The sequence below is a fragment of the Moritella sp. genome (genome assembly GCF_013215705.1).
Lineage (GTDB): Bacteria > Pseudomonadota > Gammaproteobacteria > Enterobacterales > Moritellaceae > Moritella.
Genome location: NZ_JABSQR010000005.1, coordinates 214,595 through 237,792, shown reverse-complemented (window position 1 = coordinate 237,792; position 23,198 = coordinate 214,595). Strand labels below are relative to the sequence as shown.

19 protein-coding genes are annotated in these 23,198 nt (G+C 39.8%); 9 read left to right on the top strand and 10 right to left on the bottom strand.

What is annotated here, in order from left to right:
• Window positions 1-32: 32 nt before the first annotated feature.
• Complete coding sequence (locus tag HRT96_RS02955) at window positions 33-599, top strand: hypothetical protein (RefSeq protein ID WP_293151962.1); 567 nt, start codon at window positions 33-35, stop codon at window positions 597-599.
• A gap of 761 nt (window positions 600-1,360) precedes the next feature.
• Here the strand turns inward: HRT96_RS02955 and HRT96_RS02950 are convergent.
• Window positions 1,361-2,671 (bottom strand): hypothetical protein, encoded by a 1,311-nt coding sequence (locus tag HRT96_RS02950; RefSeq protein WP_293151959.1) that lies wholly within the window; start codon window positions 2,669-2,671, stop codon window positions 1,361-1,363.
• Window positions 2,672-2,819: 148 nt separating this feature from the next.
• A complete protein-coding gene (locus tag HRT96_RS02945) occupies window positions 2,820-3,032 on the bottom strand; it encodes a hypothetical protein (RefSeq protein ID WP_293151956.1) in 213 nt (70 codons plus the stop codon).
• A 658-nt stretch (window positions 3,033-3,690) separates the two neighbouring features.
• Here HRT96_RS02945 and HRT96_RS02940 point away from each other — a divergent pair.
• Window positions 3,691-5,784: a methyl-accepting chemotaxis protein gene (locus tag HRT96_RS02940; protein ID WP_293151953.1), complete on the top strand. Its 2,094-nt coding sequence runs from the start codon at window positions 3,691-3,693 to the stop codon at window positions 5,782-5,784.
• A gap of 264 nt (window positions 5,785-6,048) precedes the next feature.
• Here HRT96_RS02940 and lamB read toward each other — a convergent pair whose 3' ends face one another.
• Window positions 6,049-7,326 carry a maltoporin LamB gene (gene lamB / locus HRT96_RS02935; RefSeq protein WP_293151950.1) on the bottom strand — a complete coding sequence of 426 codons (1,278 nt, stop codon included), beginning with the start codon at window positions 7,324-7,326 and terminating at the stop codon, window positions 6,049-6,051.
• Between the two features lie 664 nt (window positions 7,327-7,990).
• On the opposite strand from lamB, the gene HRT96_RS02930 reads away from it, so the two are divergent.
• The 5 genes from HRT96_RS02930 (at window position 7,991) to HRT96_RS02910 (ending at window position 13,406) form a co-directional block, all read left to right on the top strand.
• The gene (locus HRT96_RS02930; RefSeq protein WP_293151947.1) at window positions 7,991-10,117 is read left to right on the top strand and encodes an LruC domain-containing protein; all 2,127 of its coding nucleotides are present in this window, start codon (window positions 7,991-7,993) and stop codon (window positions 10,115-10,117) included.
• 9 nt (window positions 10,118-10,126) lie between these two features.
• The gene (locus HRT96_RS02925; RefSeq protein ID WP_293151944.1) at window positions 10,127-10,642 is read left to right on the top strand and encodes a hypothetical protein; all 516 of its coding nucleotides are present in this window, start codon (window positions 10,127-10,129) and stop codon (window positions 10,640-10,642) included.
• A 119-nt stretch (window positions 10,643-10,761) separates the two neighbouring features.
• A complete protein-coding gene (locus tag HRT96_RS02920) occupies window positions 10,762-12,183 on the top strand; it encodes an ATP-binding protein (RefSeq protein WP_293151941.1) in 1,422 nt (473 codons plus the stop codon).
• Window positions 12,184-12,186: 3 nt separating this feature from the next.
• The gene (locus HRT96_RS02915; protein ID WP_293151938.1) at window positions 12,187-12,867 is read left to right on the top strand and encodes a response regulator; all 681 of its coding nucleotides are present in this window, start codon (window positions 12,187-12,189) and stop codon (window positions 12,865-12,867) included.
• A 143-nt stretch (window positions 12,868-13,010) separates the two neighbouring features.
• The gene (locus tag HRT96_RS02910; RefSeq protein ID WP_293151935.1) at window positions 13,011-13,406 is read left to right on the top strand and encodes an EF-hand domain-containing protein; all 396 of its coding nucleotides are present in this window, start codon (window positions 13,011-13,013) and stop codon (window positions 13,404-13,406) included.
• A 111-nt stretch (window positions 13,407-13,517) separates the two neighbouring features.
• On the opposite strand, the gene bluB is transcribed toward HRT96_RS02910, so the two are convergent.
• Window positions 13,518-14,165 carry a 5,6-dimethylbenzimidazole synthase gene (gene bluB / locus HRT96_RS02905; protein WP_293151932.1) on the bottom strand — a complete coding sequence of 216 codons (648 nt, stop codon included), beginning with the start codon at window positions 14,163-14,165 and terminating at the stop codon, window positions 13,518-13,520.
• 267 nt (window positions 14,166-14,432) lie between these two features.
• Between bluB and glgX the strand changes: the two genes are divergently transcribed.
• A complete protein-coding gene (glgX, locus tag HRT96_RS02900; protein WP_293151929.1) occupies window positions 14,433-16,430 on the top strand; it encodes a glycogen debranching protein GlgX in 1,998 nt (665 codons plus the stop codon).
• Here the strand turns inward: glgX and HRT96_RS02895 are convergent.
• The 6 genes from HRT96_RS02895 to HRT96_RS02870 form a co-directional block, all read right to left on the bottom strand.
• Complete coding sequence (locus tag HRT96_RS02895) at window positions 16,371-17,543, bottom strand: lipase secretion chaperone (protein ID WP_293151925.1); 1,173 nt, start codon at window positions 17,541-17,543, stop codon at window positions 16,371-16,373. The two genes, glgX and HRT96_RS02895, sit on opposite strands and share 60 nt — an antisense overlap.
• 69 nt (window positions 17,544-17,612) lie before the next feature.
• On the bottom strand, window positions 17,613-18,602 hold the full coding sequence (locus tag HRT96_RS02890) for a triacylglycerol lipase (RefSeq protein ID WP_293151922.1): 990 nt from the start codon (window positions 18,600-18,602) through the stop codon (window positions 17,613-17,615).
• Between the two features lie 594 nt (window positions 18,603-19,196).
• Window positions 19,197-19,466: a YfcL family protein gene (locus HRT96_RS02885; protein WP_293151919.1), complete on the bottom strand. Its 270-nt coding sequence runs from the start codon at window positions 19,464-19,466 to the stop codon at window positions 19,197-19,199.
• A gap of 3 nt (window positions 19,467-19,469) precedes the next feature.
• Window positions 19,470-20,603, bottom strand: coding sequence for an ATP-NAD kinase family protein (locus HRT96_RS02880; RefSeq protein WP_293151916.1), 1,134 nt, complete (start codon window positions 20,601-20,603; stop codon window positions 19,470-19,472).
• Window positions 20,584-21,186, bottom strand: a complete 603-nt coding sequence (locus tag HRT96_RS02875) for an elongation factor P hydroxylase (RefSeq protein WP_293151913.1) — start codon at window positions 21,184-21,186, stop codon at window positions 20,584-20,586. Before HRT96_RS02875 ends, HRT96_RS02880 begins: the two co-directional genes overlap by 20 nt.
• A gap of 137 nt (window positions 21,187-21,323) precedes the next feature.
• Window positions 21,324-22,283 (bottom strand): hypothetical protein, encoded by a 960-nt coding sequence (locus tag HRT96_RS02870; protein ID WP_293151911.1) that lies wholly within the window; start codon window positions 22,281-22,283, stop codon window positions 21,324-21,326.
• 216 nt (window positions 22,284-22,499) lie between these two features.
• Here HRT96_RS02870 and HRT96_RS02865 point away from each other — a divergent pair, with 216 nt between their 5' ends.
• A complete protein-coding gene (locus tag HRT96_RS02865) occupies window positions 22,500-23,186 on the top strand; it encodes a hemolysin III family protein (protein WP_293151908.1) in 687 nt (228 codons plus the stop codon).
• Window positions 23,187-23,198: the final 12 nt, after the last annotated feature.

Sequence of the window (23,198 nt, the reverse complement as noted above, 5' to 3'; positions counted from 1 at the left end):
AATGCAGTTGGTAGCATCAGGAGTGTTTAAGCGTGAGAGTATTAGAAGCATATGAAACATCTGTTGGTTACAGTTGGACACTAACATCTCGCTTGGCCGATATGTTAGAAAAGTCTAAATTAATCTATGGCGAAAGAGATAAGAGTTTTACTGTCTTAGGAATAGAGTTTGAAGAAAATGGACCTCAAGTCTGGTATCCTTTTTCAAGTGAATATATAGCAATACAGTTAAGCAATCATTCAAAGGATGACATGATTTGTGGCTGTTACGAATTAGCTCATGAATCTGTGCATTTGCTGTCACCTCTTGGCAAACGAGGAGCTAATGTGTTGGAGGAAGGACTGGCAACAAAATTTGCTATTGATTATGTGCATCAGGAATTTAACCATATTCAGAATGTTTCAGTAAAAAGCTATCAATTGGCTCATGATCTTGTGTGTGAGTTACTCAAGCTTGATGAATTTGCAATTAAGAAGTTGCGAGTTGATGAACCTGTTATTTCAGAATTCACTCCTAATTTATTATTAAAGCACTACCCAACCCTTGATGTGGCAGTAGCAAATGAGCTTTGTAATACATTTGATCGAAATGCTACATAATTAGGCATTTAAACGGAACAAAAACAGTTGGCTGTTTCGCTTTGCTACACAATTATAGCCAACAATATTTGTCCGCTTAAGCGGGCATTAATCTCAGCTTCACCATACTTTCTGTAATCTGAACTGTCCTGTTTAAAGCTCAAGCTCTAAGCCAGTTTTGTCCAAGAATGAGTTAGCTTGCCTTGCTAACTCAAAATTGCCCCGTTATGGCTTAGAGTTATTACGCTGCCATAATATGTGCATATCGATTTTCCATATATTTTCGCATGTGAGGGATTGGAGTGATTTTCCATATCACAACTGCACACGCGATTTTGCCCCTGTAGCGACTTGTATCCCATATTACAAAAGCATTAGAAACAAGCTTTCCAATCAAAATTAACGTGAAAGTGAGATTCACCATAACAGTGCATATTAGACGTCAACTACTTTGGCCGACCGGACAAGTTAATTGTCGCCTAATACAGTGCAAAATGATCCATCTAGAATTACGGGTTGAAATTGGTTTTAAAGAGGTAAAATAAGCGTTAAATAGAACTTTTTGCCTGAGTAGTGAAATGACTGGGACCTACAGTGGGGGTCTATGTTGTTGTACATAATCGTCTTTATGTTCAATTGGCCGTACAGGGTCTATTTTAGCCCTAGATCTAAAAAGCCTCCAATTAGGAGGCTTGCTTCAATGAACCACTACAGTTTTCAACCAAAATTTAATCTGACAGACAGCGCATAAAAAATGGATAACGGTCAGATTTGGCCTAAAATTAGTGTTTAACATCTGCTTGTGTAGAACCTAACCACGCAATTTTACCCGGTTTGTAACTTAATTGGTGTGCGACCACCTGTTGGGGGGATGAATCGCTTACTTCCAGTATTAACTGATTAATCGTATCGGTAACAAATATGTTTCCATTACGTTTGTCTTTAATTATTTGTACGGGGAGGTCATCCCCAGTAATTTCACCGAATTCTGGAACGGATTCCCACAGAGCTATGCTATAGCTTAATTCAAAACTATTGCTAGCATCAAAAATTCGCATTTCACCCTGAGATGTCACGACAATAAACCCGTCTTCTGTTGCAGTGAAACCTAATATACTATCATCTGAATTTTCTTTCCAAGATAACTCAACAAGTTCGTTATCTTGTAAAAAAAACATCTGATACTCATCTGTTATTGCTAATATTGTATTGGCGTGTCTTAATCCAACAAGATGCTTAATCCTCGAACCTACCTCAAATTCAGCTGGGTAATTTAACTTGCGACTGCTAACGTCCCATTGATCTTCATTGCTCTGTTCAATAGCCACGATACCATCACCGCATGCAAAAAATACTTGGCTTTCTATTTGAGCGCTGCCGTTCAAATCAGGACACGTTTCAGGAAAAACACCTTGGCCATGAAAATGAGTACCATGACGTTCCATCCATAAAACGCTATCAGGGAGGTTACCTTCTACCTGACCCCAAACAATACCAGTGAAGAGCATATTTCCTAATATTTGAGACGTTCCACGCATCGAATAACCAAATGTATGTTGTGCAATAATGTCTCCGGCACCAATGGAAGCGTCATTTAAAATTCGAAACTCGGCTCCTTCCCCACTGTCTCCATTTCCGTCAAAAAATACGGATACCTCCCCATTAGACAAATCATAATTAGTAGGCTTAATACCGCTATACTGGACTGACAAGAGATTAGGAGCTTCAGTCGTGATATGCACATGATCCCCATGGTTTTTTGAAATTACACCACTGTCGATTATTTCAATTAGATTTTCCTCTCTTTGAAAAGCAAGTACATATCGACCTAACGGGCTGGTTCTTAGCGCCGATGGTACATTTTGTAAAGCCATTTGACCAAGTGGGTCCATATTTTCTGCATTGACTATATAGACCATATTCTTTTCGGCCTCTTGTATTGCTAAACGAGAAAAATCACTAATGGATAATTCTGCTTTGGTTGTAGAGGTTGTTGTTGCAGATGAATTTTCGTTGTTACATCCAGATAAAATGAGAGCAGACATTATGAGAGAGAGCATTGTTAGTTTCACTGCCATCGAAGAAGATTGCATTGGTGTTCCTTGTCTTTGTAAGATGATTTTACTGATCTACCAGGTAAGTGTTATGTTATAACATAACATAACGTGACGTGACACATTTTATTGCCTAAATAGATTGAATCTTTACCTCTAACTAGGAGCCGTTCGCTAAATCATCGGTCTAAGGGACACATCCTAAGATAGTGGCATTACCGCAGAAATCAAATTGAATGCCTTTTGGCGAATCACAGCTATGTTTTTCCAGAAGTTGGCGACTTATCTGTAGCCAATCTGAAAGATCTTGTTCCATGCTCTGTGTGAAAGGGGTTGGTGCTGACCCCTTCGGGGTTTTAACAAACAAAGGATCATCAAACCAATCACGTGATCTTTTCATATTTCTGACCGTGAGAATGTTTGGGTATCAATAGTATTAGAGCAAGGCTAAGAGCTTGACTCATGGATACACCAAAGCCAATGGGAAAACCCGCACATATCAGTACAACACTGAGCAAATACAATTGATTATAAAAATTAGAGATAAGTGTGAATGTTATGACCACAGCAGATAGTGCAAGCAATATTTGTGATGCCAGTAGTAGGGTACGTTCTTTAAATATAGATAAAGATCGATGGCAGTGGGATAAAGTAGTACAAGCGTACCATGATGGAAACCAAAGCGTTTAATAACACGCTAAGAAGCAAACATTTTTAATTTTCAACAAATAAAAGTCATAAATCAAAAAATGATGATCTAAGTCAATGATTCATGTGAAAAATTAAAATCATATTTTCAATCTGTTAAATTTCTTTGACTAAAATAATTATTCACCTACCTACAAGCTTATGATGCCAATCTAAAATGGTTTTTTAGTTTAATAGAGTACAGGAGTCAGTGAAAATCTCTAATTTGCACAGTTAAACTATGCAATTACACTGTTGATTGATAAATAACCATGTCCATAAAATACTTAATTGGGTGGGGAATAATGTAGGTATAATCATTTTATTACAATAAATCACAAAGCACCTTTCGTAAATAATTAAGGGAAAACATGTTTAAAAGTATACGAACGCGTATTGCAATTTGCGCTGGATTAACAATGGTCTTTACCTTATTAATAGCGATGGGAATGACAACCAGCGCCTTTACTAAAGTCAACCAAGAGATAACAGAAAAAGTTAAAATACAATTAACGAATGCTACCACTTTGAATTTGCGTTCGACCGCAGCTAATCAAGCTAAAACTATCGAGAATCAACTATTCCCAGTTTTAGCAAACCTTATTCAAATACGTTCCATCATTGAACTAAGCGCACAGACCCAAGCAGATGCAGAGACAATCGTTACGCAGTTCATTGCCTCACTTAAAGCACAAGACAAAGCTGTTTTTGCTGGATACATGGTATGGGAAGAAAAAACATGGCCACAAGAATCAGAATCGAACGCGGCAAAAGCATTCAATACTAAAGGCTATTTAGCGCCATTTTTTTCACCAAACTCAAATAACAGCTTTGATATTGTCGCAATGGATAGTTTTAACAATACAACTCTGAACGCAAATGGCGAACGAACCGATGATTGGCACTTAATTCCTTATGAAACCGGACAAACTTTCGTAATGGAACCATATATGTATCCAGTTCGAGGCCAAAAGGAGTTGATCACAACAATTAGCCAACCATTAAAGCTGAGCGGTAAAATCATTGGTTCACTTGGCTTCGACCTCTCTTTGGCTGAACTGCAAGGCCAGAGTGAACAATTAGCTAAAAAGCTCTTTGATGGGAAAGGTAATATCATTATTTCCTCATGGAAAGGGGCTTTACTAGCCAATAGTAAAGATAGCAGCAATGTAGGTCAAAAAGTACCTTCAGCTTTGTTATCACAGTGGCAAAAGATTCAAGGCTTAGCGAATCTGAATGATATTGGTATGATCACTATTGGTAATGATGAGTACGCGATCACTTCTATCGATACTACAGGTGCGCCTTGGATTGTAATGGTATCGGTTCCAACCAACGAACTCACTCAAAGTGTGGCTAAATTTGAGCATTGGAGTCATGAACAAAATTCAAAAGCACTCAATCAAGGTATTTTGGCCGGCGTAATTGCTGTTATTATTGGTATTGCTGCAATGAGTTTTATTGCAAATTCACTTGGTAAAGTACTGATAAACTTAGTCGAACGCTTTAAAGATGCAGCCCAAGGCGATGGCGATTTAACTTACCGTATAGAAGTAAAAGGTAAAGATGAAAGTGCACAACTGGCGCACTGGTTTAATACCTTTTTAGCGCGAATGCAAGAGATGCTACGTGCTGTAATGAAAAGCGCAAACCAAGTTGAACAAGGGGCTGGTGCAGGGTTACAGGGGGCAGCCAGTTCCAAAGAGCAACTCGACATTCAAGTCAATGAGGTCAATTCCTTAGCAACAGCAATAAATGAAATGAGTGCAACAGCTAAAGAAGTAGCGAATTCGGCGGTGCAAGCTGCCACTGCAGCAAGCCAAGTTCAAATTAATAGTATAAGCGGCATTAACCGGATGGATAATGCTGTATCCGCTGTAGACAATTTGACGGTTCAAATCAACAACGCTCAACATCAAACTCAAAGCTTAGTTGAATCGAGTACCTCAATACAAGGGATACTCGGAGAGATAAGTAGTATTGCTGAACAAACTAATCTACTTGCTTTAAATGCAGCGATTGAAGCGGCACGAGCTGGTGAAGCAGGACGTGGGTTTGCTGTAGTGGCAGATGAAGTTCGTAACCTTGCAACCCGCACGCAAACTTCAACTAAAGAAATTGGTGCAATGCTTGCGAGACTAGAGCAAGAAACACAATCAATTGTGATATTAATGCAGCAGAGCCAACGACAAGCAGTAGAAACTAAACAAGAAACACAAGCTGCACAACAAGCATTTGAGGAAATAAACCAAGCAATTGAAGTTATTAATGATATGAATAATCAAATCGCATCTGCGGCAGAAGAGCAAAGCTGCGTATCTGAAGAAATTAATCGTAATGTTGTACGCATTAATGATACCGCAATGGAAGTAATGGAAGGTATGAGTGCTTCGGTAATAATCAGTAACGAGTTAACTGACAGTGCTACAAATCTACGTGGAGAATTAAGTAATTTCAAAATCTAGAACTTAACTCAATCTAGTTCAAAGCAGCACTGAATTACATGTGCTGTTTTTGTATTTGACAGCCATCCGTGTAATTCGGCATATTTAAGTTTATATAAATTAACGAGCCATAACGCGACCCTTCATATACTAAATTCGATACCATAAAAATGCCTAACAGCTTTCACGGTTAGGCATTTTTATTGTTCGGGGTTTTTGCTGCAAACAAAAATGACTCCCCTTTAACTATCTTGCTTGCTACTTATGCACGCTGTACACAAGGTATTAGAACCAAGCTTCAACTTGCATACCTATAGTATAGTCGCTATCACCTTTACTTGAGCCCAGAGTTGTACCTTCGTCATCAGTTAAATATGACGCAAATACGCGTAGTTCAGGTCGCGCCCAAAAGCTATCGCCCATTGACCATGCTTGAGCAATAGTCACTTTGCTGCCGCCTTTATCTTCTGCACCTTTAGATTCAGAGAACACACCTAGTTCCAAAATGGTTTTCATGTTCTGGTTCCATTTGTACATCGGACGAACCACGGCACTGAACAACTCATGTTCTTCTTTTGCTAAACCTACATCAGCAGAATTTGCATACATTAATTGATGACCAACTTCGATGTTATCACCAAAGCTCACCACACCCCAGTTAATGACACGATAACCCGTAGCATCATTCTGTTCACCAGAACGGTCAAACCATGCTCCGGCACCTAGCGCAGCCATTTGCGTACCGTAAGAACTAGTACCATATTGCAATATGGTTTGGTTAAACCCGTTGCTTAAGCCCTGCTGTAAAATAGCGGTTAACATCACACCATCATCCGCTTTAACTGTTTGATTTTCTTTTTCATTAGCAACGTTATATACCGCAGCAACGTCTAACGTCGCATTATTCCATAGGTTGATACCCGCATAACGAGCATCAAAGATATGGCCATTTACCGACTCTGACTTTTTACCAACCACGCCCCATGTAGGTGCTGTAACACCGTCTGGATTAGGGATGTAACCATATTCATCTTCATCAGTGTTTTGACTGCCATCATCTAACATCCACGCTAGTGATAATTTACCAGGGCCAACACTTAAGTTTTCAATACCACCACCAGCACCACCAGATGTATTTAAGAAGTAGAAATCGGTAATATGAATATCTTTACGTTGGTAATAACGTTTACCCGCCCACATTGTGGCTTCTTTATCACTAGCAATCAGACCCGTGGCTTGCACGTTAAATTGCGCAACGTTAAAGTCACCATCTTCCCAACCATTATTACCTGAGTTGCCTTGCGCTATCATCGCGTCAACAACCCATTTTTGATCTTCCATACCCGCTATTTTTGGTAGTTCTTGGCGGAAACCAAACTCTACGTACAGGTCATTTTCATTACCTAGACGACCAATCTTATTTTTTTCAAACGAGTAATTCTCACCATTATTACCACTAAGACCAGTGCCCGCCCGCATATAGCCATTAAAATCAACAGCGCCAACAGCAGAAGTAAGTAAGGCAGCAGATACAGCAATTGCAACACGATTTAAATTTTTCATATAATCAAATCCTTGAATGAGTTTGGTTTTATTTTTCGAGCCAGTGACCCGATGAGAATTGGCTCAGAAGACAAATTCATACTAAAGAATTTTCAAATAACTGACCTCCTCCACCCCTTGTTAATTTAAGGAGGATGAAAAAGGCTGAGAAAGAAGTGTGAACCTTATTTTTATGAGGGCGATCACCAAAGTAAGGCGTATTTATATGATTTTTAAATCATCACATAAAATGCACTGTTAACTGGATCATGTTTAATCATCTAAATCTCTATATTAGCGGTCTAAATTGTATAAAATGCAGCTCATTTATAAATGTGATCTAGGTTGCAAACCCAATAATTAATGCATTAATACTCAGTTTATAAAGGAACTTTACCCTTCTATTTTTACCACTGCGAAATCCGGTTCCCAACCATATTGAGAGACTGTAACAACCTATTTTTGTCCTGAGTACTCTAATGCTGCTTAATTCGCTGGTTCGCAAAATGAGAATTGATAATTGCATTTTGCAACAAAAAAAAATCAAAATGCTATAAATTTAACAATTAAAAAACAATAAAAAAACAAGTCCCTGTTTTTAAAGTATAAAAATAATGGCACGAGATATGCCATAACTATCGTACAACTGATATTTTTTTGATACTTCGCAACCAAGGGACTGCTTATGAAAACATGCCAGTATAAGACACTACTAGTGATGTCTACCTGCCTTTATAGCTTGGCGGCTGTATCAGCGCCTTTTGACGATTGCCCTACAGAAGCATTTTTATCTCAATATAAAAATGGTAGTACGCACTATAAATCTGTTGACCTGAGTACAGGTTTAGTGACTACGTTACAAACTGATGATGGCCTAGGCGCTGACTCTATTAATGCTATTGCTTTCAATAATACGGATAAGTATATCTATGGCTTTAATCGGAATCAGCTGGCATTAGTCAAACTGGATAGCGATTTTAAAGCCACGGTGTTGAACTTTACTAACCCACCAAATAACAATTTTTATGTGGGCGATATAAAAGATAATAAATTTTATTTTTACCGTCGCTACCTTGGTCTTTATTACACAAACCTAGACAGTAGTGCAACTGACTACCTCACCATTACAAAAATAGTGGGGGCGAATAAAAGCATTAGAATTGCAGACTTTGCATTCCACCCTAGCGACGGAAACATCTATGCTGTAGAAGGTAAAACAGGTGACTTATACCGTATCGACCCTTCCACAGGTGTGGCAACCAATGTCGCCAACACAGGATTTACTTCACCAGGTAGTGCATTTGGTGCTGCTTACTTTGACTCTGCCGGTTATCTTTACTTCCTCCGTAATAATGACGGTAATATTTACCGTACAGACATAACCGACCCAAATAATATCACCGGTGCATCCGTGTACTTTGCCAAAGCCTCAGCAAGTAACAGTAATGACGGTGCTCGTTGTTCAGAGGCCGCTGTCGTATCAACGAATACGGACTATGGTGATGCACCAGACTCGTATGGCACAAGCTTAGCGGCAAATGGTGCCAGACATCTGATTGACTACAGCAATTACATACTGGGTAGTCTTGTTGATGCTGAAGATGATGCCAACCTATCACCCAATACAGATGATGCAGATAACCTTGCAGATGAAGATGGTATTCTATTTCAAACAGCACTCATCACGGGTCTAGATGCCCAAGTCAATGTAACAATCGCAGGCGGTCAAGATAGTGCGTATTTCAATGGCTGGTTTGATTGGAATCAAGATGGCGACTTTGAAGATGCGGGCGAGCATGTATTTAATAATCTGCAGTTAGATTCTAGTTCTCACGACATCGCTTTGACCGTACCAGCTACCGCGAGCATAGGTAATACATGGGCTCGTTTCCGTGTAGGAGACCAAGCTAATATAACGAGTGGCGGTGGTTATACTAATGGGGAAGTCGAAGATTATCCAATTACCGTTGTTGATGGTAATACCACCAGTATTTATTATCCAAGTGAAGATGATTTTGTAACTCTCGCTTACGAAGATCGCTGGCCTGAACAAGGTGACTATGACTTTAACGATGTCGTTATTTATTATCGAGTAGTACAAACGATTAGCAATAGTCAAGTTTCCCGTATCGATATAGAAGGTGAACTCATTAATTATGGTGCCTCATATTTCAACGGTTTTGCTGTCCACTTGCCGGGAATACTACGTAGTAATGTTGATCAAAGCTTATTACAGGTCCGTTATAACGCTATATCTGCGCCCACCAGTGGTGTTTTAGAAGCAGGTCAGACTGATGCTGTTGTTATCGTTTCTGATAACTTAAAAACAGCGTTCACTTCGACTTGTGGAGAATTCTACTTTAATACCGAGCCTGCTTGTATGGGCAACTCGAGTACTTATTCATTCGAAATCAACATTCCAATGATTAATCCAATTGATATTGCTAGCATGCCAGCAATGCCACTGAACCCCTTTATATTTGGTACCGAAAATCATACCAGAAATGATTTCTTTGGTGAGCCAGTTGGACGTGAGTTAGAGATTCATTTACCGGATAAACCTCTCACGGATTTAGGTAGTAGTGATTATTTCGGGCTGCTTGATGATAGTTCAAATCCACCGACTACCACATTCAGAACCTCAACCAATTTACCTTGGGCTGTTGAGATAGGTAATACAGAATGGAAAGCACCACTCGAAGCAACAGATATTTCTTCCGCTTACCCTGAATTCAATCGGTTCATCACCAGTGGTGGTGTCAATAACGAATTTTGGTTTGATAACCCAGTTTTTCATAGAATCGTCGATTAGGAGCAGATCATGAAGTTTATTCAAACACTGATTATTTGTAATATTAGCTTAATTTCGGCTTGTAGTGATGATGGTAACAGCCCAACGGGAAATGTGCAGGTTCCCATAGAGAATGTAGCAAGCTCTGCCATCGATGGGTCAAAACAAGAGTTATTTACTGACGATGATGGATTTATTTCAACAGAGAGTGATGATTTCCGTTTACAAAACATAGAAGCACCTGTAACACAAAGTTTTACTGCGGCTAAACAGCAAACATTAACAATTACATCACAAGAAGGCGAGTCATGCCATATAAACATCTACACCCAATATAATAAAACGTCACGAAATAATTTCACACCATCAGGAGGAAGTCGCGTTGTACAAGCGTATTCAGAAAACTGTGAATACTCGGGTACTGTCTATCTATTAAATCAGCAACGTAAATTATTAATCGAGGTGATCAATTTAAATCGAGATGACACAACAAGCTATTATGAAGCAACGATACAAAACCAACCAATTGAAGTAGCGATAAAATAATATTCCTTTAACCCTAAGCCAGCAACAATGTAAATTATTGCTGGCTCTTATTTAATTTCCCACAACAGCCCACAACCACATATAATGCCTATGATTTATTAAACTCACAGGTAACTTCAATGCGTTTAACCATTTTCCATAAATTATTTATCTCTTTAATGCTGATTAGCTCCATTATGATGCTCGGCATGGCATTGCTGATTAATAATAGTTTTCAAAATGGTTTTCAAAGCTACCTGAATCAAAGTGAAGTCGAAAAAATTGAAACCATGGCTGAAAATATCAGTGACTATTATTCATCAGACCAGGGTTGGCGCCAGCTACAACAGCAACCAGCATTATGGGACCGACTCTTACGAAATATTGGTGAATATCCCAGAAGACCCAAGGATCACTCAGGTCCGAAATCCAGAAAAAACCGACCGGATTACAACCGACTCGAAGCACGGCTTAATTTATTAGATAAAGATGAAAAATCCATTATTGGCAAACGTAGGAATTTACGTCGTTTACATGCCAACATACAAATTACCAAGGTTGCGATCACCCAAAATGAACAAACAATTGGCTGGTTAACTATTATCCAAAGAGAAAACATTAAAGGTCATTTAGCCGAACGCTTCCTGCGCCAACAACTGGACAATTTTTATTGGATTGCCGCTTGGGCCGCTTTATTTTCCTTTATCGTTGCAGGGTTATTAGTTCGTCATTTTTTAAAACCGTTAAAAAATTTACACAACGCAGCCAAGTCATTATCGAGTGGTAATTTTGATTATCAAATTGACGTGCGCGGTAAAGATGAACTCGCCGAACTATCACTCGCATTTAATTTATTAACCACCACCTTAAAAACTCAAAAATTATCACGAGAACAGTGGTTATCGGATATATCACATGAATTGCGTACCCCGATTGCGGTCTTACTCAGTGAAATTGAAGCCATTGAAGACGGTATTCGACAACCGGAGCCCAAATATATTAAGTCATTACATAACCAAGTCATGACCCTAACCCGCTTAGTGGATGATTTATATTCGTTATCGCAATCAGATAGTGGTGTCCTTATCGATACATCACATACTGTCGATATCACCAATATAATTAACAATATCGCCAACCAAAACGAAGTACGTTTGACGGATAAACATATTACCATTCAACGTTTATACGAGCACAGTCAACCGACACTATTAAAAGCAGATGCTAAATCATTAGCCCAGCTTATCGGCAACCTATTCGAAAACAGCTATCGTTACACAGATCAAGATGGACAAATACACATTAACTTACAACAAATCAACGACCATATATTATTAACCATTGAAGATAGTGCGCCCGCGGTGCCTGACGCAGCATTACCAAAGCTGTTTGATCGCTTATACCGCGTAGACAAATCCCGCAGTCGTGCTAATGGTGGTTCCGGTTTGGGTTTATCTATTTGTGAAAACATCGTCAAGATGCATAATGGCAAAATCAGTGCGCAGCATTCCGAACTTGGCGGTTTAAAAATTGCTATATCACTTCCAATTAAGGACGATTAATCCATGACTCAGTCAGCAAGAACAATACTCGTGGTTGAAGATGAGCCGTCACTGGCCATCGTTTTATGTGAATACCTTGCTCAGGCAGGATTCCAAACCCACATCATTGATAATGGCCTTGAGGTAATTGACTGGGTGAAGCAACAACAGCCTGACCTGCTTATTCTCGATTTGATGCTGCCTAATCGTGATGGCCTCGATATCTATCGTGAATTACGTACTTTTAGCCAAGTACCCGTTGTTATGGCTACCGCCCGTGTCGATGAAATTGACCGCTTATTAGGGCTTGAGCTGGGTGCTGATGATTATATCTGCAAGCCATACAGCCCACGAGAAGTCGTCGCTCGTATCAAAAATGTATTACGCCGAACAGTCGAGGTGGCGGCATCATCACCACAACATGGGCTGATGATTAATGATAAACAAATGAAAGCCACATTTGACAGTAACGAACTCACCTTAACACCCGCCGAATTTCGTCTGTTAAGCTTTTTTAATCAACATCCCGGTCAAGTATTTAACCGAGACCAGCTGATGCAAGAGATTTATGCTGATCATCGTTTGGTTACCGACCGCACCATTGATAGTCACATCAAAAACTTACGTAAAAAATTACAGGATGTAGCGCCTGATAATGAATACATAAAATCCATTTACGGGGTTGGTTATAGATTCACCCTATAATTATGTCTCTTTTTTAAATTATGCTTAATCTCCACATTTTCTCCATAATTCCTGCGCATTTGTTGCTTATAGTTACTCCATCAACAGGTTAACTCACGGTGAGTTAATCTTGTTAGGCTAACAACAAGCAACAAAGTGAGATCATGATGAAAAAGACATTCTTTATTACCGCCGCCTTATTTACAGCGATGACAACCACTACATTTGCTTATGCAGATAGTGACCACAAACAACGTAATCATGTGTCTTTTGAACAAATGGACACCAACCAAGATGGCAAAATTGCTAAAGATGAAGCAACCGGTCGTTTAGCTAAACACTTTGATAAATACGATACCGACAACGACGGTTTCATTACCACAGCGGAGTTGCCAAACAAAGGTCGACACCATAAAGGCAAGATTTTTGCAAAGATGGACACTAACAATGATGGTAAAATATCTAAACAAGAAATGAATCAACACTTTGATAAGCTAGATACGAATGGTGATGGTTTCATTTCTAAAAATGAACTAATGAAAAAACATAAACAAGGCTAATACAATATCGACATAGCGCCTTGACCGAGAAAAAGGGTGGACACCGCCACCCTAGTCTTTATCAGATCACGTGATCAATGAACCAAACTATGCGGCTTTATCCTCAGTAATTTATTTTGGTGACCATTTTTCTTCATGAATAGCAGCATCAATATCACGGCGTGGTAACCAACCTAGCTTTTCTAATTCCGGTTTATCATTAAAGTGAGAGACATAACCAACACACAGATAAGCAATAATATTAATGTCGTCAGGAATACCGAGTGCATCTTTCAACACCGAATCATGAATAATACTGACCCAACCAACGCCCAGATTTTCCGCTCGAGCCGCTAACCACAAATTCTGCACAGCACATACCGTACTATACAAATCCATTTCACTATTAATTGTTCGGCCAATAACGGTGGGGCCATTACGGCTACGATCGCAAGTAACACAGATCCCTAATGGCGCGTCTAAAATACCTTCTAACTTCAACTTCCGGTATTGCTCCGCTTTTTCATCAGTAAACATCGCGGCAGATTCAGCATGAGCCGACTCAAAGCCAATTTTTATTTTTTCTTTCGTGGCTTTATTCTTAACCACAATAAAATCCCAGGGTTGCATAAAACCAACACTCGGCGCATGGTGAGCAGCTGTTAATATCCGTTTCAGTACATCATCAGCGATGAGATCAGGTTTAAACTGTCCACGTACATCTCGTCGAGAAAATATGGTTTTATAAACCGCATCTCTTTCATCTTCAGTTATGTTCATTTCGTCTCGATCACGCTAGCAATATAATAATGTATTAATTATCTAATTAAATCACTGAGGAAGTAAAGCCGCAGTTGCCACCGCTTCAGCATGGCTTAGACTGCTCAAACCTGCTAACAAACCATGTTTACATCATTTTTGGACCCTCATATGAAATAAAATGTTAACTAGATCATGTTTATTCGTGTAAAAGCTCCTTTTACCACCTGAATTACATAAGATGAAGCTAACCAATAAATGTGACCTAGCTAACAAACTGAGTGATTTATGTCGAAACCTTATCCCCTTGGTGCCAACTTACAATCTGCCAACAGCTTAAAACCACAAGGCTGTAACTTTGCGATCTACGCACCAGACTGCAGCAGCTTGCAGCTAGTATTGTTTAATGGCAAAAACCAACGCAGCTTCACCATCGAAAACAAATATGCTGGTATTCATCATATTTTTATTAGCGATATTAATGCCGGGCAAGAATATGGCTTCTCAAGCAATATCGATGGTCAAGATTGGTTGTTACTCGACCCGTATGCCAAAGCCGTCAGCAAAGCCCCTTATTATGAACCACCTTACAGTGCCGAAAAAAGCTGGCATCTTACTAAAGCACTGGTCACCGATAATGCATTCGATTGGCAAGGCGTGCCACAACCTGACGTACCACTGGCAGAAACGATCTTATTAGAAACGCATACCAAAGGTTTTAGCCAATTAAATCCCGCAATCACCACTGCTCAGCCGGGTAGCTATCAAGCATTATCAGACCCAGTAAATATTGCCTTATTAAAACAACAAGGTATCACCAGTGTACAACTGCTACCGATTGCTGTGTGTATGCACGAACCGCACTTATTAAATCAGCAAGGGGTAAATTATTGGGGTTATAGTACGCTTGCCTTTATGGCTCCCGATCCACGTTACGCCACCGTAGATGCTGTAACAGAATTAAAAACAGCGATCAGAGAACTACATAGAAATGGCATCGAAGTGATCTTAGATGTGGTATTTAACCATACCGCAGAAGGTGGCCAAGATGGGCCCATATTCAATTTAAAAGCGCTCGACCATCGTTATTACTTGCGTGATGAAAACGGTCTACGTAACTACACAGGTTGCGGCAATAGCCTAGACTTGACCCATCAAGCCAGCCTTAATCTAGTCATGGATAGTCTGCGTTATTGGGTAACAGAATATCATATTGACGGTTTCCGTTTTGATTTGGCCGCAACACTGGGACGTAATGGTGATCGCTTTAACCAACAAGCCCCCTTTTTCCACGCGGTTGCGCAAGATCCTATTTTAAAACCGACCAAACTTATTGCCGAACCTTGGGATATTGGCCCTGATGGTTACCAGTTGGGCTACTTCCCAGATGGCTGGAACGAATGTAATGATAAATTCCGCGATACGGTGCGCAGCTTTTGGCGTGGCGATCACGGTTACTTAAAAGATTTTGCCACCCGAATCATGGGCTCTCGTCACTTCTTTAGTGGCGGACGCTGGCCACACAAACTGCCAGTCAATTATATCGCCTATCATGATGGTTTTACCCTGCAAGATTTAGTGTCTTACAACGATAAACACAACAATGCCAACGGCGAAAATAACCGTGATGGTCATGGTGATAACCGCTCGTACAACTGCGGCGTTGAAGGTGACACTGATGATGTTGCCGTGATTGCCTTTCGTGAAAAACAAAAACGTAATTTGATCACCACATTACTGTTTAGTTTTGGTATTCCCCATATATTGGCTGCAGATACTGTGTCTCATACCCAAGGCGGTAACAACAATGCCTACTGTCAGGATAACGAGATAAGCTGGCTAAATTGGCAAATGGATGACGTAAAACAAGAGTTTAAAGACTGGTTAAGTAAGATGATCGCTGCACGTAAACAATATATGTTGCCATTCATTAATGCCTTTACGGGTGATGGTCGTAATGATCATCGTATTAGTTGGTATTGCAGTAATGGTGAAATGATGCAGCAGCATGACTGGGATCATCAAATTAGTTTAGGCCTGCATCTCGGCCTTGGTACTGATGGCGATGAATTATTGTTGATATTTAACCAAGTCGATACCCCTATTGATTTTAAACTGCCTGATGTACCGCCAACTTGGCATCGTGTTTGTGATACCAGTTCGATGCAGCTTGCACCATTAAATGTAAACGATCACTATCAATTATCTGGCCGTTCTATGGTGATTCTACAACGCAGCGGCCGCACTAGAGCGACTGACACTTGCGGTGCTATTGATACCATCTAATGCACTAACGCGTTTAATTTCCTGAGGGGTAAAGTAAACCTTCCGCAATTGCGTAATTTCCAGCTGTTGCTGCTCACTATCATTGTTGTCAATAGCGCGCGCAGTAATAACAGCAAGTTGCTCTCTGTATTCGCCTAGCTTGACTTGCCACTGCAGACGTTTTTCGTCAAGTATTGCTAACCGGTCAGCTACTTCGGGTGAAAATGATTGCTGAGTGAAGTCTTGTAATTCAGTCTGACTCGCCCCTTGTTCTTGTAGCATCTTATACTGATCTCGGTATTTATTTAACTGATTGGCATTACGCTGTTGCGCCAATAACCACTCTGGTGCCGCAGCATCGAGTTCTGCTTTTACCGATTGCTTTTCGGCAGTATCTAATTCATTATTTTTATTAATCATAGCCAGGCTTAACATGTAATCTTCGTACTCATCAGCTTGACCAAAAAAAGCATCAATCACATCGCCATCAAGATAACTAGCCCTAGCATCAAGTACCATTTCACGGACTTGAATAACGTTCTCTAATGCATACTCACCCGTATTATTTGGATCAATATTCTGTTCAAACTCCTGCTTAATTGCCGAAACTTCATTAAGGTACTGTAAATAACCCGTTAATATCTCCACACCTTGTGTCAGTGCAGGATCAACGAGTTGTGATGTGAGGCTGTGTTTAATGCGTGTAACTATAATGTCTAAACTTTCCTCACCCATAGCAGATAGGTAAAAGTCGAATAAATGCTGAATTTTTTTATTAATGATCAGTTCCCCACTTTCACTAACATCAAGTGTTAATGGTAGCGTTGAACCTAATAATGAGCTTGGTAATAACAAAGGTACTGCTTGAGCCTGCTTTAAATTAGGTATCTGTCCCCGAGTGTTATGTTCGTCAGTTGCATGCACCAATGCATTAATTTGTTCAGGTGCTAATGGATAGATATCCTGATGTGGAACAACGATGTCCTGCTCTGCAATTTGTAATTCTATTGCCGACGTATTTTTTAAAACTATGGATTGAGCATCATCTTGTGATAAATAGAATGCACTACCAGCAATGGCAATACCACACGATAAGATTGTGACCGCAATAAGTGAATTTGGTTTTAGTGACATAACAAAGTCCTACTTGGCTAAACACTGTAATCTATTCACAGTGCTTAACCTCATATTAAAAATAACTAATTACAGTCCAGCGCTGGTTAAACGCTTAGCATGTGCCGCATATAACGGTAATGGACTGGTACTACCTAAGCCACGTAGACCAAACATACCATTGATCTCATCTGCATGGTTCATGGTATAATCATCACGGATTACTTTACCTAAATGTGTCGAACAACGACCCACAACACCATCATTGGCTTCATCAATCGTGAGGTAAGTAACAGCCAGTAGACCATCTGCAAGGTCAAGTATATTTGAATTGAATAACGGGTTGTATGTGCCACCCCATGAATAATACGACACACCATTCACATTATGGTCACCATCATTAACTGAATAGTCATACACCCAATTTGGCCACCACCACGAACCAGCGTTATAACTTGGCGTTGCTTTACACTCACCTTGTCTTAAACCTTCAGGATATTTGGCATTGAAAATAGCCGCATCTTTAGAGTTCAATGCTTCGAGTGATCCCATCGCATTCGCTTGATTTTCATTATTACCAGTGGCAATCGATAACAAACTTGCGACCGCATTACCAATGGCCATCGCAGGGCCTTCTAGTGGTGAATCCTTAATTAAATCGGCAGTGCCAGAGCCTCGATGTGGAGAACCAACAGAGGTTACCGAAGCCACAAGGCCAGGTCGAACAGAGGCAACATAACGTGAATCAATCCCACCTTGAGAATGTCCAATTAAGTTAAATTTGTCCGCACCAGTAATGGCACTGAGTTGTTCTAAATAACTGAGTAACTGTTCGCCACGTACTTCGCTAGTATCATAGCCACTCACTTGCGGTGTATATACTTCAGTTGCGCCAACATCTGCTAACGCCCCCTTCACACCATAGAAATAATCTGCTAACACACTATCAAATCCCGCCAGTCCATGGACTAATACCACTGGATATTTGGTTTTACCCGAGGTGTCAGCTTGAACAGGTGCGACGATGAAACACAAGGCTCCAACTAAGATAGGGAGTAAAGTCCGAGTTTTTTTTAACATATCTAATCCTTTATTTTTGAGTTATCGCAAAATAGCGCACCCGTTAGTGACAACCTGTCTCGATTTGAGTGCAGGAAAGTTATAACGTAAAAAAACAACAGGTACAACCAGATATGATTCAGTAGTGTTATTCATCAAATTAACGGGTATATAAGAATTAAATAGGAAGTTTAAAATAAAAAGTTAGCACCAATAATCACATAATGAAAAAATAACGAAATAAGTAACCAAATGTGAAATATTCTCTGCCATTAATAATTTCGTATCATTAATTTCAGGTTTTACATAAGCATTTGTTAATGTTTAAGATTATAGTTAAATACTAAGATTTAAATTAAGTTTCATTTTTATAAATATCTTTATGTTTATCAGACCTAGATCATACTAAGGTATGACTTCAATGCTAAGCAGAGCAAATAAATTGAATTTATGTGGATATCAAGTTGGCACTTTATTAAAAGTGGGTCATCTTATATCGGCAAATAATAGACGAAAAAAAACCAGCAATATAATCGCTGGTTTTAACTAACAAATAACATTAATTTATAGCAAAAAATTAACGAGCCTGATTATTTATAATCATTTTATCGAATATCAATGTTTATTGATCGCATCCCACATACTAAGTACCAGTTCTTGTTTATAAGGGGTTAACTCATTAGCAACAAGTGCATCTCGCAAACTGTGCACGACCTGAAATTTAATGTCGTGGGGATAGATTTTACCTATATTTTCGCACTTCGCTGTCGCGAAAGTAACATGACTGTGTAAATACTCAGCCGCAAATAATTGATCCGACGTTCCTTGTTCTACAAATCCATCAAGCTTTTCCATTAGCTTGCTTTGATAAGTAGCTTTAGACAATGATTAATCCTCATACTCTGGGTTGGCGACACGATACATGATGTAATCACGATAACCTGTGGTTACACGAATAAAACCTGATAATGCTTGGTCTAATTCAACATCCCCGGTGTCTACGATTAAGGGACGTCCTGCTAATGCCGACAGCTTAGTTTTGGTTGCCAGCACTATAATATTTTCTTTGCCGATTTGTTTAATTAACTGCGGCGACAGTTGTTGATTACCACGACCAAAAATATGACCCTGACCACCAATTAAAGTGATCACTAATTTACAGGGTTTATTTTGCGTTAACGCGATTAACTGCGCTGCTGTTTGGTCCGAAGCAATCAAGGCATGCTGATGCACAACATCAACACCTAATAAGGTATTATCCAGTCCCAGTTCAGCCATGGTGAATGCCACCGTTGACCCAGAACCCATAATGTAATATTCATCTTCCATATCTGCTATCACATCGGCAGCTATGTCTGTTAATACTAATTCGTCTGATTCAATACCGCCCATTTTTACACTTTGTACATAACGTAAATCAGACGGCACCATCATTTCGCCATAGCGTTTAGCTTTTACTCTACCTTGGCGAAATGCAACTTCATCAATATCCATCACATCGGCATCAGCCAAAGTAACCAGTTCGCCTAAAATCAATCGACGAACCACACAGCCGGCGGCTTTTGGTGTCACACCATACACGCCCGAATGGATCTTACAGCCTGCTGGCACACCTAATACCGGTACCGTATCATTAATCGTAGCGCAAATATTACGCGCGGTACCATCCCCACCAGCAAACAATAACAAATCAATATCTTGTGCTAATAATGCAGCAACCGCAGCATACGTATCTTGCTCGGTTGTTATCTCATTGGCAGGTCGATAAGCCACGGCCACATTAAAGCCCAGTTCTAAACTGCAACGTTCTCCCATTTCGCCACCTGCGGTGACCACGGTAAAACGTGAACCCAGATCTGAAAATTGACCCAATGCTTGTAACATCCGATTGTTGGCTTGCGGAATAGCACCTAAACTAAGCGCCTGCTGGGCAACATTATCACTGCCTTTTAATGCCACGGTGCCACCAACACCAGCAACTGGATTAACAATAATACCCAGTTTAAACGGCTTCACATTCATACATACCTCGATAATCAAAATCTGCTAATGTCAGCGGTTTGGTGTTGTAATACGCTTGCAATGCATTGACTAAGGCTTGTGTGCGTATTGATAAGCCATTTTCTAAATAATCTTGTACTTGCTTGTGGATCTTGTGTTGAAAAGCCAATCGGTCAATAACAATATCAGCCAAGTTATCCGCACTGACGCGGAACGAAAATCCAGCAGCAACACAAATAATCCATTCAATCGCTTGCGGTACTATTTCTACTTTTTCAAATTCAGCTTGCTGCTGCGCATTACGGCCATCAGCTATATACCAGTAATCAAAGTCGACCAATTGATGACGGGCTAATCCCGCGACTAACCAATGTGATATCTCATGCATACCACTGGCAAAGAAACCGTGAGCAAAAATAATACGGTGATGAGCACAACTTACATATTGTTCAAAATCAGTATTCGCCGGCATATAAATCGGTTCATCATCGCCTTTAACTAACTGCGTATTAAATTCGCTTGAAAACGTGTGGTTAAAAATAGCAATCAAATCTTGGTATTGATGTGTTTGCTCTGGTGAAAAGTCTTTTAAATCGTCCTGCATAACTGCGCCTAGCTAATCTTTTAATCACTGAGCACTATTTAATGAGCTGGATTATACCCCTACGGTAGTGGTATGTCCGCTAATATATCGTACTCAAATCGGTAATTTTCGCTAGTAGAATACTCCTTTACGCGATATTAATCTAATACTGTTAACGAGCTTAAAGCCACAATACCAACACGCCCAGCACTACCCCAACTAGCTTCTGCGGTGAGGAATAACTGGTTATCACCTTGCCAGAGAATACTTTCCCATTGTCCGTGAGGCGCAAGGTTAAAGCGTGTTGCCACATCCCAATTCAAGTTTTTGTTATTAATAGGAATAATCCAAATAAAAGGATGTTTGTAAACTAAGCTACTATCATAGCCAAGTAAAACCAATTGCTTCGTTTCAGCATTATAATCTGCCGCCGTGATCAAGCCATCCACATTCAATGTTTGCGAGGGAATGACTTGAATGACGCTGTCATTCGCTGTGCTATTACTAATATCGACTAAGTCCATCCGATATAGGCGACTTTGTAAATCAGTCCAGTTTTTACTTAATACCCATAATTGCTGCTCAACCACTGTTGCCGCCTCACAATCATAATCATGCATATAGCGGGTTAATTCTGCTTCAGGCTTATCTGCCATTGCAAAACGCACGGTACTCACTGCTGAAATAGTCTCGCCATCATTAGCTTGCATCAACGTATCAATATCAACATTAATAATAGTGCGGCTATCACGCGTGCCATGATTATTGCCGCAATCCATGATGAAAAGGTTACCTGTAGATTGTGCCAACGATTCCCAATCCTGACTGATGACATCATTAATGTGCACCTGCTTAATAACCTGGCCCGTTTGTTCATTTATTTGATATAAGTTAGCACCGTCGCCGCTATCATTGGTCGTCCACGTTTGACCACTAAACCGCGCCAGCGCAGAACTTTCCTTTACCCTATCTTGCAGTGATGTTTGGATCTGAATATCAAGTACAGGGTAGTTTTGCAGTGGTCTTGACCAATAAAAGTGACTGATAACAGCAACAACGCCTGTCATCAATAATCCCCACATCACTTTTTTAAGTATTCCTTTAAATTTTGTCATCATTCCCTATACACTCTCTGCAACTATCTACAATAGTATCAATAAAAAAACTCAAATATAAAATAACTATATATTATTGATAATAGTACTCAGTTTTATTAAAAAAACCATTTTCTAATACTAAAAAACAATACAATTCATTTATTACCTTTAAATCAAATTATTTTAAGCGTACACTTGTACGCCTAACTGATAGGATAACTTAACAGAGGATCATGTATGCCACACAGTGCGACACCGATAATAGCTGCAACTAACACAATCGCAGCGCCTTACAGTGTAAAAGAGGAAGCCGCGAATACTTGGTCTCATGTCATCGGGGCCTTATTGAGTATTGCTGCACTTATCGCGCTATTAGTGCCGTCGATACAGCAAGCTGACCCTTGGCGTATTACCAGTTTTAGCATTTATGGCATTTCGATGTTTTTATTATTCTTTGCATCAAGTGCTTATCACTATGCATCGAACCCAGCGACTAAAGCGACACTAAAGACTCTCGATCATTGTGCTATTTTTTTATTAATAGCAGGGACTTACACACCATTATTACTCATTGAACTGCGTGGTGTACTCGGCTGGAGTATCTTTGCTGTAGTCTGGTCTATGGCGCTATTTGGTATTATCGCTAAAGTGTATTGGGCTGAACGTTTTAAAAAAGTATCGCTGTTTTTCTACCTTATTATGGGTTGGTTAATTGTCTTTGCTGGCGATGAGTTATTAGGTAAATTGGCCACAGGCGCGCTGTATTGGTTAATTGCTGGCGGACTTGCTTATTCAATTGGCGCGATCTTCTATGCCAACAAACGTATTCCGTATAACCACGCTATTTGGCACATCTTCGTATTACTCGGCAGCGCTTGCCACTTTGTGACAATTTATTTTTATGTACTGCCGGCCAATCATTAAACAATAGTTTGA

Coding starts and splice junctions, on each gene's coding strand:
- HRT96_RS02930 (WP_293151947.1), top strand. CDS start 7,991: ATGAAAACATGCCAGTATAAGACACTACTAGTGATGTCTACCTGCCTT.
- HRT96_RS02940 (WP_293151953.1), top strand. CDS start 3,691: ATGTTTAAAAGTATACGAACGCGTATTGCAATTTGCGCTGGATTAACA.
- HRT96_RS02895 (WP_293151925.1), bottom strand. CDS start 17,543: ATGTCACTAAAACCAAATTCACTTATTGCGGTCACAATCTTATCGTGT.
- glgX (WP_293151929.1), top strand. CDS start 14,433: ATGTCGAAACCTTATCCCCTTGGTGCCAACTTACAATCTGCCAACAGC.
- HRT96_RS02875 (WP_293151913.1), bottom strand. CDS start 21,186: ATGCAGGACGATTTAAAAGACTTTTCACCAGAGCAAACACATCAATAC.
- HRT96_RS02865 (WP_293151908.1), top strand. CDS start 22,500: ATGCCACACAGTGCGACACCGATAATAGCTGCAACTAACACAATCGCA.
- lamB (WP_293151950.1), bottom strand. CDS start 7,326: ATGAAAAATTTAAATCGTGTTGCAATTGCTGTATCTGCTGCCTTACTT.
- HRT96_RS02915 (WP_293151938.1), top strand. CDS start 12,187: ATGACTCAGTCAGCAAGAACAATACTCGTGGTTGAAGATGAGCCGTCA.
- HRT96_RS02910 (WP_293151935.1), top strand. CDS start 13,011: ATGATGAAAAAGACATTCTTTATTACCGCCGCCTTATTTACAGCGATG.
- HRT96_RS02920 (WP_293151941.1), top strand. CDS start 10,762: ATGCGTTTAACCATTTTCCATAAATTATTTATCTCTTTAATGCTGATT.
- HRT96_RS02890 (WP_293151922.1), bottom strand. CDS start 18,602: ATGTTAAAAAAAACTCGGACTTTACTCCCTATCTTAGTTGGAGCCTTG.
- HRT96_RS02880 (WP_293151916.1), bottom strand. CDS start 20,603: ATGAATGTGAAGCCGTTTAAACTGGGTATTATTGTTAATCCAGTTGCT.
- HRT96_RS02945 (WP_293151956.1), bottom strand. CDS start 3,032: ATGAAAAGATCACGTGATTGGTTTGATGATCCTTTGTTTGTTAAAACC.
- HRT96_RS02870 (WP_293151911.1), bottom strand. CDS start 22,283: ATGATGACAAAATTTAAAGGAATACTTAAAAAAGTGATGTGGGGATTA.
- HRT96_RS02950 (WP_293151959.1), bottom strand. CDS start 2,671: ATGCAATCTTCTTCGATGGCAGTGAAACTAACAATGCTCTCTCTCATA.
- bluB (WP_293151932.1), bottom strand. CDS start 14,165: ATGAACATAACTGAAGATGAAAGAGATGCGGTTTATAAAACCATATTT.
- HRT96_RS02925 (WP_293151944.1), top strand. CDS start 10,127: ATGAAGTTTATTCAAACACTGATTATTTGTAATATTAGCTTAATTTCG.